The sequence below is a fragment of the Streptomyces monticola genome, assembly GCF_042665355.1.
GTDB lineage: Bacteria > Actinomycetota > Actinomycetes > Streptomycetales > Streptomycetaceae > Streptomyces > Streptomyces monticola.
The window spans coordinates 81,917-95,980 of record NZ_JBHTCF010000020.1; the positions used below are offsets into that span (position 1 = coordinate 81,917).

General features: G+C 72.5%; 10 protein-coding genes. 8 read left to right on the forward strand and 2 right to left on the reverse strand.

Features of this window, described 5'->3' with window-relative positions; translation table 11 throughout:
• The first annotated feature begins 136 nt into the window (after positions 1-136).
• The gene (locus ACFQVC_RS34335; protein WP_381838046.1) at positions 137-436 is read left to right on the forward strand and encodes a hypothetical protein; all 300 of its coding nucleotides are present in this window, start codon (positions 137-139) and stop codon (positions 434-436) included.
• 243 nt (positions 437-679) lie between these two features.
• Here the strand turns inward: ACFQVC_RS34335 and ACFQVC_RS34340 are convergent, their stop codons facing one another.
• Entirely contained in the window at positions 680-2,365 is a 1,686-nt protein-coding gene (locus tag ACFQVC_RS34340; protein ID WP_381838048.1) for an amino acid adenylation domain-containing protein, read from the reverse strand.
• A gap of 195 nt (positions 2,366-2,560) precedes the next feature.
• Between ACFQVC_RS34340 and ACFQVC_RS34345 the strand changes: the two genes are divergently transcribed.
• A complete protein-coding gene (locus tag ACFQVC_RS34345; RefSeq protein ID WP_381838050.1) occupies positions 2,561-5,137 on the forward strand; it encodes a condensation domain-containing protein in 2,577 nt (858 codons plus the stop codon).
• A 125-nt stretch (positions 5,138-5,262) separates the two neighbouring features.
• On the opposite strand, the gene ACFQVC_RS34350 is transcribed toward ACFQVC_RS34345, so the two are convergent.
• Positions 5,263-5,838, reverse strand: coding sequence for a CGNR zinc finger domain-containing protein (locus ACFQVC_RS34350; RefSeq protein ID WP_381838052.1), 576 nt, complete (start codon positions 5,836-5,838; stop codon positions 5,263-5,265).
• A gap of 251 nt (positions 5,839-6,089) precedes the next feature.
• Between ACFQVC_RS34350 and ACFQVC_RS34355 the strand changes: the two genes are divergently transcribed.
• From ACFQVC_RS34355 to ACFQVC_RS34380, 6 genes are all read left to right on the forward strand, one after another.
• The gene (locus ACFQVC_RS34355; RefSeq protein ID WP_381838190.1) at positions 6,090-7,394 is read left to right on the forward strand and encodes an MFS transporter; all 1,305 of its coding nucleotides are present in this window, start codon (positions 6,090-6,092) and stop codon (positions 7,392-7,394) included.
• Positions 7,395-7,650: 256 nt separating this feature from the next.
• Positions 7,651-7,959, forward strand: a complete 309-nt coding sequence (locus tag ACFQVC_RS34360) for a hypothetical protein (protein ID WP_381838054.1) — start codon at positions 7,651-7,653, stop codon at positions 7,957-7,959.
• Positions 7,956-11,234 carry a non-ribosomal peptide synthetase gene (locus tag ACFQVC_RS34365; RefSeq protein ID WP_381838056.1) on the forward strand — a complete coding sequence of 1,093 codons (3,279 nt, stop codon included), beginning with the start codon at positions 7,956-7,958 and terminating at the stop codon, positions 11,232-11,234. The genes ACFQVC_RS34360 and ACFQVC_RS34365 overlap by 4 nt, the downstream gene beginning before the upstream one ends.
• A complete protein-coding gene (locus tag ACFQVC_RS34370; RefSeq protein WP_381838058.1) occupies positions 11,231-11,965 on the forward strand; it encodes an alpha/beta fold hydrolase in 735 nt (244 codons plus the stop codon). The genes ACFQVC_RS34365 and ACFQVC_RS34370 overlap by 4 nt, the downstream gene beginning before the upstream one ends.
• On the forward strand, positions 11,962-12,711 hold the full coding sequence (locus ACFQVC_RS34375) for an SDR family NAD(P)-dependent oxidoreductase (RefSeq protein WP_381838060.1): 750 nt from the start codon (positions 11,962-11,964) through the stop codon (positions 12,709-12,711). Before ACFQVC_RS34370 ends, ACFQVC_RS34375 begins: the two co-directional genes overlap by 4 nt.
• Positions 12,712-12,718: 7 nt before the next feature.
• Entirely contained in the window at positions 12,719-14,059 is a 1,341-nt protein-coding gene (locus ACFQVC_RS34380) for a glutamate-5-semialdehyde dehydrogenase (protein WP_381838062.1), read from the forward strand.
• Positions 14,060-14,064: the final 5 nt, after the last annotated feature.

Sequence of the window (14,064 nt, forward strand, 5' to 3'; positions counted from 1 at the left end):
TGCCCCGCGCGCCCGATCGGAGGACACTTCCTCGGGCAGCGACGGAGAACAGCGGAGACTTCTCCAGGACGTACTCAGGGATCAGTGGCACTTCAACTCCATCAGTGACTCTTGGTTGCACATCTTCCCTGAGTACGTGCCCTTCGCAGCCGACGGCGCCGGAGGCGTGCTCTACCTGAACGCGGGAGAGTCCACGGACAGTCGTGTCCACGCCCACGACAAGGAGGGCTCGCCCACGGGCATCACAACGGATCCGATGTGGGCGTCACTCACTGCCCTGATGCACTACACAGCCGAAGCGCTGAGAACCGGAGAAGCCGTCGATGGGTACCTGCCTCCCAACGATGCGACCGACCTCCGCGAGTGGCGGGATGCCGAAGCGCCCGAGCCGACGGTGCAGAGGTACGGAAAGTTCGGCGTCCCGATCGACGACTAGCGCGAACAGGAGGTCGGCCACATAGATTGTGCCCCGCTCGCCTTCGGGTGGGAGGGGGCCTTCCTCATGCCTGCGACGGGCAACTTGGCGCCTGGGCGCGGGCCGTCAACTGTCCTGAGGTGACAGGTGAGTTGAAGGGCCGCCTCCGCGGCCTGGAGACTGCGTAGACGTAGCGGTCCTGGTGTCGCCGACTGACACGGCCCACCGGGCCCTCCGGTCGGTGACAACACCCGCGTCCACCGCTCAGGCCGCACGCCCCCGCGAGTCGCCCTCCGGTGCGGACAACCGTGTGGTGAGGGCCCGGCGGTCGATCTTGCCGTTCGGGTTGAGGGGCAGGGCGGTCAGTGTCGTGATGCCGTTCGGCACCATGTAGGCGGGGAGGCGTTCGCGCAAGGCGGTCAACAGGGCTTCCGTGTCCGGGACTTGGCCGGTGCAGAACGCTTCGAGGGTGGTCTCGCCGCCCGCGTCCGGCACCGCCACCACCACGGCCTCGCTCACGCCGTCCTGGGCGAGGAGGGCCGATTCGACTTCGCCGAGTTCGACGCGGTAGCCGCGGATCTTCAGCTGGTGGTCGAGACGGCCCAGGTGGACGAGTTGTCCTTCGGCCGTCGTCACGCGGTCCCCGGTGCGGTACCAGTGGTCGGCTGTCAGCGGCCGCGCGCCGTCGTACGGTGTCGTGCGCGTGCCGTCGAAGGTGACGAATCTGTCGGTGTTGTCGGCCGGGTCCAAGTATCCGGGGAAGCGCTGCGTGCCGCGCACGCACAGCTCGCCCTCGTCGGCGGGGCGGCCGTCCTCGTCGATGACGAGGTGTTCTTGGCCCGGGTAGGGCGTACCGATGGGCACCGTGCCGTTGGCCGTCTCCGGCCAGTCGTCGCGGCGCCGCGGAAGCCTGAACTCCGTCCAGGTGACCGTCATTTCGGTGGGGCCGTAGATGTTCTCCAGGGTTGCGGCGGGCGCGGCGGCGCTCCACGCCTCGGCGTGCGGCACCGTCAGCGCCTCGCCGCAGAACAGGCTCCAGCGCAGGGTCGGCATGCTGCCGGGCTTCAGGGCCCGCAGGCGCAGGGCGATGGACGCGATCGACGGCACCGAGTTCCAGTGCGTGATGCGCTGCCGGCCGACGAACCGCACCGGTGAGAGCAGATCACGCTGCCCGGGTACGACGAGCGTCGCCCCGGAGCCCCAGGCCGCGAACATGTCGTACACGGACGGGTCGAAGGTCAGGTCGAAGGTCTGCGAGACCCGGGCGTCCGGACCCAGTTCGTAGCGGGGGATGACATGGCCCAGGTAGGCCGAGACGTTGCGGTGGGCGATGGGCACGCCCTTGGGCTGTCCGGTCGAGCCTGAGGTGAACAGGATGTACGCGAGGTCGTCGGGCCCCGCCGTGGACTCCGGCAGCTCCGGCACCGGTCCTGTACGCAGGGACGTCATCCGCTCGTCCGTCAACAGCAGGACAGGGACGGGGAGTTCGGTGCGTCCGGGCGCGCGCTCCTCGGCGATCACCAGATCCAGGCCTGCCCGGCGGGCGATGGCCGCGTTGCGCTGCGGCGGGAAGCCCGGGTTGAGCGGGACGACGGTGGCGCCGAGCCGCTGTACGGCCAGATATCCGGCGTAGGCGGCCGTACTGCGGGCCGCGAGCAGACCGACCCGCGTGGGCACCTCGCCGTGTACGCCGATGAGTTCGGCCGCGATGCGCTGTGCGGTCGCGTCGAGTTCGGCGTAGCCGAGGTGGTCCCCGGCGACTTCGAGGGCGGTGCGGGCGTCGCCGAACTCGGCCACGGAGGCGGCGAACCAGTCGTACATGGTCCGGGCCCCGGTCCCGGCCCCGGTCTCGCTCCCGGTCCCGGCCCCGGTCTCGCTCCCGGTCCGGGCCTCGGTCCCGGCCCCTGCCGTGGTCCCGGTTCCTGTCGTGGTCCTGTCGGCGGCGGTCATCGTGTCGGGTCCTCCGAAAGGAAAGGCATGCCATGCCATGCCAAGGGGGCTCGCAATTACTCAGGATGCTATTTGTACGGGGGCGAATTCCGTCAAGGCGGCCGGCGCCCTCAACTGCCCCGCCGGGCGCGTCCCATAGAGAAATTGAATTCGCGATTTGCGGGACAGGAGACTCGGCGGTGACCCTTCCACGTCATGACCCCGGCACCCGTGGAACTCCCCAGTTCGCCCGCTCAGGAAGCGCTGTGGTGGATTCAGCACCGCGCGGAACACAAGGACGTCTACAACCTCACCTGGCGGCTGCGGGTGACCAAGCTCGACCCCGTGGTCCTGGCCGCGGCGTGGCAGCTCGTCGTGGACCGGCACGAGGCGCTGCGGACCGGGTTCGCCCGCAGGGGCGAGCAGATCGTGCAGATCATCCGCCCGGCGGCCGAGGCCGATGTGCAGGAGGTCGTCTGGTCGGCCGCGCCCGCGGGCACCGCACCCGATGCCCTGCTCGACGAGGTGGCCGCACGTCTGCACGCGCTGCCTTTCGACCTGGAGTCCGCGCCGCTGGCCCGGCTCACGCAGATCGGCGTCGGGCCGGTCGACGAACTCCTGGTCACCGTGCACCACTCGGTGCTCGACGGCTGGGCGCTGCAGCTCGTGATGGACGATCTGCGGACCGCCTACGAGGCCGTACGTGAGCACGGCCCCGACGTGAGTGCCGACCGGGTCTTCACCGAACCTGCCGTGCCGTACGGGGAGTTCGGCGTGGCGGAGCGGAGCGGGCCGAAGGCCGACGCCGAGCGGGAGTTCTGGACCAGCAGGCTGCGCGGGGCGCGGGCGGCGGCGCTGCTGCCGGACGGTGGGCCGGGGCCGCGTTCGGGCACTGATGCGTCCGCCGGTACGCCCACGGGCGCCTCGACCGCTTCGCCCACCGGTTCGTCCGGTGCCGGGCTTCGGCACCGGCTGTCCCCTGCCGCGCAGACGGCCGTGGCCGGTATCGCGCAGCGGGTGGGGTGCACCCCGTTCGCGGTGCAACTGGCCGCGGTGCGCACCGTGCTCGCGCGCGGCGGGGCCGGGGGACGCACCGCGCTCGGTGTCGTCGTCGCCAACCGGATGAGCCTGGCCGACCAGCGGCGTATCGGCTACTGCGCCAACACCGTGCTGCTCGCGGACACCGTCACGGACGACGAGCCCTTCGACGCCGTCGTCGGCCGCGCGCGGGACGGCCTGTGGGAGAGCCTGCCGTACCAGCACGTGGGCTTTCCCGAGGTGTTCGCGGAGCTGCCGGCCGGCGACCGTGCCGCGCTCGGCTCGACACCGCCCGTCCTGATCACCCATCACGGCGGGATCGGCTCCGGGCTCTCGCTCGGCGGCCGCCCCGCGCAGCTGCTGCCCACGCCGTCGACCAGCGCCCGCTGCCAGCTCCTGATCGGAGTCTTCGAGGACGGTGAGGACGGCAGGGACGGCAGGGACGGCAAGGACACGGTCCTTGAAATCGAGTACGACACCGGGCAGTTGAGGCCGGACACGGTGCGCGCCTTCGTACGTGACATCGAGGAGGTACTCCTCGGCTCGGCCGGACCGGGCGGGTCCGTGGGCGGCCTGCGGGTCGCGTCGCGGGCGGTGGCCGGGGTGGCGTCGGCGACGGCTGCTGCCGCACCTGGGCCGCTGGCGCCCGAGGCGGTGGCGTCCCTTGCGGATGCGCCCCATGCGATGTCGGTGGCCGGGTCCGCGGCCGGTTCCGCGGCCGGTCTGCTCGCCGACTGGGAGCAGGTGCTCGGCAAGGCCGTTGACACCGGCGACGACTTCTTCGAACTCGGCGGGCACTCCCTGCAGGTCCTGGAACTCGTGGCCCTGGTCGAGGAGCGGACGGGCCGTGAGCTGGACGTACCGGAGTGGCTTGACGAGCCGACGCCGCGGCGGATGGCGCAGCTGCTCGCCCCGGCCGGTCCCGGGGCGCCGGGAGCGGCGGAAGCGGCGGAAGCGGCGGAAGTTGCCCGTGCTGCCGGGCCCGCCGGGCCCGCCGTGTTGCGCGAGGGTGATGCGGACGGTCCGCATCTGCACCTGGTGCACGGCGCGGGCGTGGGCCGGATCCCCTACCGCGAGCTGGCCGACGCGCTGCCGTCCGGCTGGCGGGTGACCGTCAGCGAGGACGACGGCACGGGCGAGACGTCCGTCGAGGAGCTGGCGGAGCGGTATCTTGCTCCGCTGCTCGCCGCGGGGCGGCTGCCCGACGTCCTCGGCGGCTGGTCCATGGGCGGGCTGCTCGCCCATGCGATGGCGGCCCGGATCGAGACGCGCGGCCTTCCGTGCCCGCCACTCGTCCTGCTCGACTCCCCCGTCCCCGGGGACTTCACCGCCGCCGACGTGGGAGACCTGGGTGCCTTCGCGCGCGATGTGCTGCGCGCCGCGGCCCCGGCGGCCGGAGCGCCCGACGTACTGCGCCCGGGACGCCGGACCGGCCGCGGGATCGATCTGCTGACCGCGCTCCTTCGTGCCACCGCGGGCGAGACGCGCGCGGAGGCCCTGCACGCCCGGTACGCGCTGCACGCCCGCCATGTGGCCGCGATGGCCGCCTACAAGCGGGCGGCCGTGGTCGACACCCCGACGCTCCTCGTGGCCGCCGGCCTGAGCGAGGCCGAAGTGGCCCGCTGGCGGCGGCAGTTCACCGGCGACCTCGACGTCGTACGGCTGCCCGCGGACCATTACGCGCTGCTGCGGGGCGAGACGGTACGGCGTGCGGCGGAACTGGTGGCGCACCTGCTGCCGGTCACGGCGCGCTGAGACCGCAGGGAACTCCGGTGCCCCCCGCACGCACTGCGACAGGGCGAGGCCGTACGGCGGGCTGCCCAGCTGATGGCGCGCCTGCTGCCCGTCACGGCACCGTGAGCGGTGAGGCGTCCGCGCCGCTACGGCCGGGGTACCCCGGCCCCCGTGGTCGCCGTCTGCTTCGCGGCGTACCTTCTGGCCTTGTTCCTGTTGCCGCAGACACGCATCGAGCACCAGCGGCGGCTGCGGTTCTTGGACACGTCCCAGAAGACCCAGGCGCAGGCGTGCTCGGCGCAGCGCTTGAGGCGGGCGGCGTCGCCGGTGACGACCAGGTCGCTCCAGGCGATGGCGACCCCGGCCAGGGCGTGTCTGACCGGCGGGAGTTCCGGGTCGGGTGTCAGGGCGCTGTGCCGGTCGCCGCCGCGGACCGTGACGAACACGGGCAGCTCGCGCAGCGCCTCGTCGGCGCCGACGAGCTGTCCCGGCTCTGCGGTGTCCCCGACATTGGCCCCCAGCTCCTCACGGATGCCCGCACGCAGGCGCAGGGCAAGGGCGTGGTCATCGGCGCTCACGCGGCGGCCCCGGTCGAGGAGTCCTCGGCCCGTCAGCCAGTCGGAGAGCTTCTTCGCCGTGTCCAGGTCGTCGGTGCCGAGCTCCACGTCGACCGTGTTGGCGAAGGCCTCCACCAGCTGGGCCGAAACCGGGGCGTCGATCATGAGCCACCTCCTCGTATGCCTCCCACTGCCTCCCACCCTACACCCGAAGTAACCGGCTAAGCGTTTTGCCGGGTAGCCAGATGCACTCCGTCCGTGTCAGACTCAGGCTCTCGACCTCACCAGTAAAGCCGTTAGACGGTTAGGGGAACTTGATGAGCGACCACGCCGTGAAGACCGCGGAAGCGCCTGCGGGGGCGTCTGCGGGAGCGCCCGCGGAGGTGCTCGACCCTCTGCCCGCGCCCCCGCCGGCGATGACGAAACCGGCCACGACGGCGCAGGCCGCGCGCGGCACCCGTAACACCGTGGTCCTGCTGGTCTTCACCGCGGTCACCAACCTCGCGGACGGTGTCACCAAGGTCGTACTGCCGCTGCTCGCCGCTCAAGCCTCCGGCTCCCCCGCCCAGGTCGCCGCCGTATCGCTCAGCCTGTCGCTGCCCTGGCTCCTCGTCGCCCTGCACGTCGGTGTCCTGGTCGACCGCGTCGACCGCCGCCGGCTGCTGTGGGGGGCCAACGCGCTGCGGCTGCTCGCGGTCGGCGCGCTGATCCAGATCGCCCTCTCCGACGGCATCACCACCGCCGTCCTCTTCGCCGTCGGCGCCGTCCTCGGTGTCGCCGAGGTGATCGCCCTGACCGCGGCCTCCGCCCTGATCCCGGCCGTGGTCCCGCCGGCCGGGCGCGAACGCGCCAACGCCTGGATCACCGGCGCCGAGACGGTCTGCAACGAGTTCTGCGGCCCCTTCGTCGGCGGCCTCCTGCTCGCCGCGGGCGCGAGTGTCGCCCTCGGTGTGACCTGGGTGTCCTATCTCGCCGCCGCGCTCGTCCTGGTGCTGCTCACCGGACGTTTCCGGGCCGCGCGGCAGCAGACCGCCGCCGGGGAGCAGCGCGCGCCCGAGACCGTCAACAAGCAGATCACCGGCGGCCTGCGCTATCTCTGGCAGCAGCGGCTGCTGCGCACCATGGCCCTGATCCTGACCGGCCTGTGCGCCTGCTGGGGCGCGTGGCTCGCGCTGATGCCGCTGTTCGCCACCCAGACCATGGGCCTCACGTCGCGTGAGTACGGCACGGTCCTGAGCGCCCTGGGCATCGGCGGTCTGGCCGGCGCCGTCGCGGTCACCTGGCTGAACCGGACCTTCGGCCGCCGCTGGGTGATGTTCGCCGACCTCGTCGGCACCTTCGCGATGATGGCCGTGCCCGCCCTCACCACCAGCCTCTGGGCCGTCACGGCCGCGGCCTTCGCGGGCGGCATGGGCGGCACGGTGTGGACGGTCAACGCCCGCACGATCGGGCAGCGTCTGGTGCCCGATGACATGCTCGGGCGGTTCAACTCGGTGAGCCGGCTCTTCAGTTGGGGCGCCCTGCCCATCGGTGCGGGCCTGATGGGCCTGCTCGCCGAATGGCTCGGCATGCGCACCGCGTTCCTGCTGTTCGCCGCGGCGGCCGCCGTCACCATCGTGCCGTTCCTGCGGGTGGTCACCCCGGGCGCGCTCGCGGAGGTCTTCGAGGACGAGCGCACCGGCGCTGACACGAACACCAGCACCAGCACCAGCACCAACTGACGGGGGGGGCGGGCTGCGAGTTGCGGCCCGCGTCAGCCGCACAAGGGAGGCCGGAATCCGGCCTCCCTTTTCCCTTTCCCGGCGCCGCGAATTCCTTTTCTCGATGGGCCCCATCGGCGTCGCCGAATGTCCCTTACCGGCCATCATCAACTTCATTGATGGCCCGGTAATTCGGCCGTTGACCGCTCTTCCGCCATTACTGAATCATCCGTCGGGCGTCATCAAGAGTGACCGCTGCCCGAGGAGATTCTGCGTAATGAGCCGTTCGGACGAAACGACCGCCAGGGACATCGTTCCGGTCATCAGAAAGCACATACGCGTGCCGTTCGTGGAGACCTCTCTGCTGGCCGAGGTCGGCCTCGACTCCCTTTCCGTGCTGCGGATCGCCGGCGAGCTGATTCCCGATCCGGACCACGAGATCGACCCCACGGGTCTCGCCGCCGTCCGTACCGTCGCGGATCTGCAGCAGTGGCTGCGCGGTCTGCTCACCTCGGCGCAGTCGGCGGAGTCGGTGGAGTCGGTGGAGTCGGTGGAGTCAGCGGAGTCAGCGGAGAGCGTCCGATGACCGTCGCGCCGCAGCTCGACACCCTGCCGCTGACCGCCGCCCAGCAGGGCCTGCTCGTCGTGCACCGCACGGTGCCCGTGCCGCATCTCTACAACGTCGTGGCCGAACTCGAACTCGACCCGGCCCTGGAGCCCGGCACCGTCGCCGCGGCCCTCACCGCGGTTCTCGCCGTGCAGCCCGCGCTGCGTCTGGCCGTTCAGGAGGGCGCCGCCCCGCACGCCGTACTGCGGGACGTGCCCGCGGCCGCGGTCCCGCTGCGCGGTGTCGCCACGACCGCCGCGGACTTCGACGCGGAACGCGACCGGCTGCTCTCCGAACTCGGCGACACCGCCTTCGACTTGGCCGAGGCTCCGCTGCTGCGGGCGGTACTCCTGCGCACCGAAGACGCCGACGGCACCGACCGCGCCGACCCTGCGGGCCGTGCGGCGCTGCTGCTCTGTGTGCACCATCTCGTCTTCGACGGTTTCTCGCTGCGCCAGTTCGTCCGTGACCTCACCTCGGCCGTACGCGGTGAACTCGACGTAGACGCTCTGCGGGCCGCCCGCGAGCGTGCGCTGCACAAGGAGTTGGCGGCACAGCTGGCCGCCGCCGACGGCGAGAACGTCGAGCAGACGGCCGCCGGGATCGCCGAGCGGCTGCGCGCGACACCCGCGACCGTGCTGTACCCGCGCCCCGGCCGTCCCGCGACCACCCGGTTCCTGGGTGCGCGCCGGCAGATCCGGCTCTCCGCCGCCCGGTCCAAGGCCGTGGACGCCACCTGCGCCGCGCTCGGCGTCAGCCCGTTCGTGTTCTTCTCCGCCGTCTACGCGGCCGTCCTCGCCCGGCACTCGGCGAACGACGCGGTGGTCTTCGGCAGTCCGGTGGTGGCCCGCCGCACCCTGGGCTCCTTCGATCTGTGCGGCTTCTTCGTCAACACCCTGCCGCTGGTCGTCGACGTCCCCTGGGAGCAGCGCTTCGACACGTTCGCCAAGGAGGGCGTGCAGCGCGAGGCGGACCGGGTGAAGGCGGGCGCCGCCGTCTCCTTCGACCGTGTCGTGCGCCTTGTGGAGCCGGACCGCACCACCAACCGCAACCCCGTCTTCTCCTGCATGCTCGCCATGCAGGACACCACCGGCGGTGAGCCGGGAGAGCCCGTGCGCGCGGTGCGCGAACACGGCAACGGCACCGCCAAGTTCGACCTCTGGCTGGGTGTCACGCCCACACCGGACGGCTGGCTCCTCGACCTCGAGCACGACCGTGAGCTGCTGCCCGCGCCGGTGGTCGACGGTCTCGTGGACTCGCTGACCGGTGTGCTGCGCCGCGTCGTGGAGCATCCGGACACGCCCCTGCGCTCACTCTTCGACGATGCCTCGCTCCCCGAGTCCCGCGCCACCGACGGCCATTGGCAGCAGCCGCAGGGGTCCGGTCTGCGCGCCTGGCTGAACGCCACCGCGGCCCGGCGGCCGGAGGCCGTGGCCGTCGAGGAGGACGGCCGCTCGGTGTCGTACGGCGAACTCGACGCCCTGGTGCGCGACGCCGCGGCCGGACTCGCGCGGCGCGGCGTCGGTCCCGGCACGGTCGTCGGACTGACCACGGCGTCCCTGGTCGACACCGTGGTGGCGATCCTGGCGCTGCTCGCCCGGCGTGCCGTCTTCCTGCCCCTGGACCTGAGCCTGCCGGGCGAGCGCCTTGCCTATATGACCGCCAAGGCCGGCTGCCGACTGGTGATCGGCACGGGTGAGGTCGACGGCGCCGAGGTGCTGTCGCCCGGTCAACTCAGCGCCATTGACGGCGAGTTCGGTCACGACGCCGGTCCGCCGGGGGACGACGACGGTGTGTACGTGATGTTCACCTCCGGCTCCACCGGCCGCCCCAAGGGCGTCCTGATGACCGAGGGCCCGCTGGTGAATCTCACCGCCTGGCAGACCGACGCCCTGGAGATGGGCGAGGACACCCGCTTCCTGCAGTACGCGCCGCTCGGCTTCGACGTGTCGTTCCAGGAGATCCTGCCCACGCTCGCCGCGGGCGGCACCGTGGTCTCGCGCGAACCGGCCGACCGCAGGGACCAGCCGGCCGTCGTCGCCCGGATCGGCGCGCGGCGGGTCACCCATGTCTATCTGCCGGTCGCCGCGCTGCGTCCGTTCACGCGGGCCGCGCACGACGCGGGGGACCAACTGCCCGGCCTGCGCTATGTATGCGTATCCGGCGAGCAGCTGCTGCTCGACGACGGCATCCGGCGCTTCTTCGCCGAGCGCCCGCATCTGCGGCTGGTCAATCTCTACGGCCCCACCGAGACCCATGCCGTCACCACGCACCGGCTCACCGCCGACGCCGCGTCGTGGCCCGCGCATGTCCCCATCGGCCGCCCGGTCACCGGCGTGCACGCCCATGTCCTGGACGCCACGGGCCATCTCGCGCCGAGCGGGGTGCCCGGTGAGCTGTATCTCGGCGGGGTCTGCCCGGCGCGCGGCTATGTCGACGACCCCGAGCGCACCGCGGAACGCTTCCTGCCCGACCCGCGCGGCGAGGGGACCGGCGCCCGGATGTACCGCACCGGCGACCAGGTCCTGCGCGACGAGCGGGGCGATCTGGTCTTCCTCGGCCGTGACGACGACCAGGTCAAGATCCGCGGCTACCGGGTGGAGCTGGGCGAGCTGGAGACGGTGGCCGCCGGACACCCCGGCGTACGCCTCGCGGTGGCCGCCGTGCGCGGGGACGGGGCGGAGCGACAACTGGTGCTGTTCTACGTACCGGAGCACAGTGCGGGGCCCGAGCACGGTGCGGGGCCCGAGCACGGTGCGGGGCCGGAGCACAGTGCGGGGCCGGAGCACAGTGCGGAGACCGGGCCCGAGCCCGACGGTTCGGCCGCCGGGTCCGAAGGCATCCGCCGACACGTGGCCACCGCTCTCCCCGGCTACATGGTGCCCACCCGCGTCTTCGCCGTGGCCGCCGTGCCCACCACCCGTAACGGCAAGGTGGACCGTACCGCCCTCCTCAAGGAGGCGGAGCGGGCGATCCGCGAGGAGGCCGCCTCCGACACCGGTGCGGTGACCGCGAGCGGCGATCCGCTCGAAGCGTGGCTCCTCGACCTGTGGCGGGGCCTGCTCGGCCGGACCGACGTGCCCCTCGACGGCTCGCTGCTCGCGCTCGGCGCGCACTCCCTGAACGTGATGACCGCGCGCGCCACCATCGAGGAGCGCTACGGCGTGCAGATCCCGATCCTCGACTTCTTCCGCGACCCGACCGTCCGCGCCCAGGCCGTGATGATCGACGAGGCTCGTGGGGGTGCCCGATGACGGCCTCCTCGCTCGACACGTCGCTCCTGATCCCGCTCGCCCAGCGGCCGGGACCGCTGCCCGGGGTGCTGATCCACCCGGCGGGCGGAGGGCTCGGCCAGTATCTGGCCCTGGCCGGCCGGCTCGCCCGGCACGGCACCGTGCACGGCATCCGCGCCGCCGGACTGCTGCCCGGTGAGGAACCGCAGGACAGCGTCGCGGACATGACCCGCGACTATCTGCGGCTGATCACCGGACTGCCGCAGCGGCCGCGGCTGCTCGTCGGCTGGTCGCTCGGCGGCGTCCTGGCCTGGGAGCTGGCGGCGCGGCTCGCCGAGGACGGACCGGCACCCGCCCTCGTCCTCATCGACAGCTTCGCCGCCCGCGAGTCCGTCGGCGACGGAGTCCGGGCCGATCTCCTGACCGCCGTCGAACGGTCCGTCAGCTCCCTGGGCGGCGGCAGTGACAGCGACAGGGCCCGGGACACGGCCCATGCCCACATCACCGCGAGTGCCGCGCACCGCACCCGGGTCCGCTCCGCCGCCCCGACGCTCCTGGTCGCCTGCGCGGGCGAACGCCGTGACCAACAGGTGGCGCACTGGGGCGAGTTGGCGGACCGGCTGACCGTACGCGACCTGGACTGCGGGCACTTCGAGGTGTTCGACCCCGCACACCAGCCGACGCTGCTCGGGCATGTGGACGCGTTCCTGGCCCGGCTCCCCGACGACGTACCCCAGGAGAACGCGCCATGACCGCCGCACCCATGGAAGGCCCTCTCGCCGTCGTCACCGGCGGCACCCGCGGTATCGGGCTCGCTCTGTCGCGACGGCTCGTCCGGCTCGGGCACCGCACCGTCGCCCTCTACCGCGCCGACAAGGACGCGGCGCGGGCGGCGGCCGACGAGCACGGGCTGATCCCGGTCCGTGCGGATGTCGGTGACCCCGGCTCGGTGCGGCGGGCGGCCCGGGAGATCCTCGACGCGCACGGCACCCCGCAGGTCCTGGTGAACAACGCCGGCATCAACATCGACCGGCCCTTCCTCGACCTCTCCGAGTCCGACTGGCAGCGCGTCCTGGACACCAATCTGTCCGGGCCCTTCCACCTCACCCAGGCGCTCGCCCCGGCCATGCTCGCCGCGGGCGCCGGCACGGTCGTCAACATCGGTGCCACCACCGGCATCCGCCCCCGCGCCAACGGCGTCAACTACGCCGCGGCCAAGGCGGGACTGCTCCAGCTCACCAAGTGCCTCGCCCTCGAGCTGGCGCCCACGATCCGGGTCAACTGCCTGATCCCCGGCATGACCGAGACCGAGGAACTCATCACCCGGTTCCGCCTCGACGAACCCCAGCACCGCGCCGCCGTGCTGTCCGAGATCCCGCAACGACGCATCGGTTCCACCGAAGACATCGCCGACGCCCTGGAGTACCTCGTCGGCCCGCTCAGCGGCTACGTCACCGGTCAGAAACTGATCGTCGACGGCGGCCAGTTCATGTGGTAGGAGACCCATGTCCGAAGACACGCTCGACATACTCACCGCTGCCCGCGCCGCCGTGGCGGCCGCTCCCCCGACCGGCGACCCGGCGTACGCACGCTACTGCCGTGAGCTCGCCGACCGCCTCGCCGACCACTGGCCGACGGTCCTGAAGGCCAACGCCGACGACGTCGCCCGGGCCGAGCAGCGCGGCCTGTCGCCGGTGCTGCTCGACCGGCTCCGGCTGACCGACGCCCACCTCGGCCAGCTGCGGCACCTCACCGCCACCGTGCTCGGTGAACTCGACGAAGTGACCAGGCCAGGGCCCGGCGTTCCGATCGCGGGCTGGGGTGTGCGACGCCGTGCGCCCAAGCCGCTCGGCGTGGTGTTCATGGTGTACGAGGCCAGGCCCACCGTGACGGTGGAGGGCGCCCTGCTGCCCGTCGCCGTCGGCAACGCGGTGCTGCTGCGCGGCGGCAAGGAGATCGCCCGTACCAACGCGGCCCTGGCCGCTGTGGCGCGCGAGGCCCTGGAGGCCGCCGGTCTCCCGGCGCACCTGGTCACCGTCCTCGACGACCCGGACCGCGCCCAGCTGCGCGCGCTGCTCAAGCGGCCCGACGCCATCGACGTCCTGGTGCCGCGCGGCAGCCCCTCCCTGATCGACTACTGCCGCAGCGCCAGCTCGATCCCGGTGATCGCCAGCGGTGGCGGCGTCAACCACGTCTATGTGCACCGCAGCGCCGATCTGACGCTCGCGGCCGAGGTCGCCCTCGACAGCAAGCTGCCGGAGCCGACGGCCTGCAACACCGCCGAGCTGATGCTCGTCGACGCGGACGTGGCGCCCGCCTTCGTCGCCGAGGTGATCGCCGCCGCCGAGCGCGACGACCGCCAGGTGACCGTGCGCCTCGACCCGCGGGTGCCCCGGCCCGAAGGCGGGCACAGCTCCCGGCCCGACAGCGGGAGCGAGGGCGGGAGCGATGGCGAGGGCGGTCCGTGGCGGATCGAGGACCTCAAGGAGCACGACTTCGGCCGTGAGTTCCTCGACGCCACCATCGGCGTGTACCCGGTCGAGGGCCTGGACGAGGCGGTCGCGCACATCCGTCGGCACGGCTCCGCGCACACCGAGGGCGTCCTGGCCGCCGACCCGGCCGTGGCCGAGGAGTTCACCCGCCGCGTGGACGCCGCCGCGATCGTCGTCAACGGCTCCCTGCGCCTGCACGACGGGCCCACGCTCGGGCTCGGCTCCGAGATCTCCATCAGCACCGGGCGCATGCATGTGCGGGGCCCGGTCACGCTCGGCGCCCTCGTCACCCACAGCTGGGTCGTCGAGGCGCACGGCACGCTGCGCAGTTCCGTCCCCGCCCACCAGTCCTGACCCCG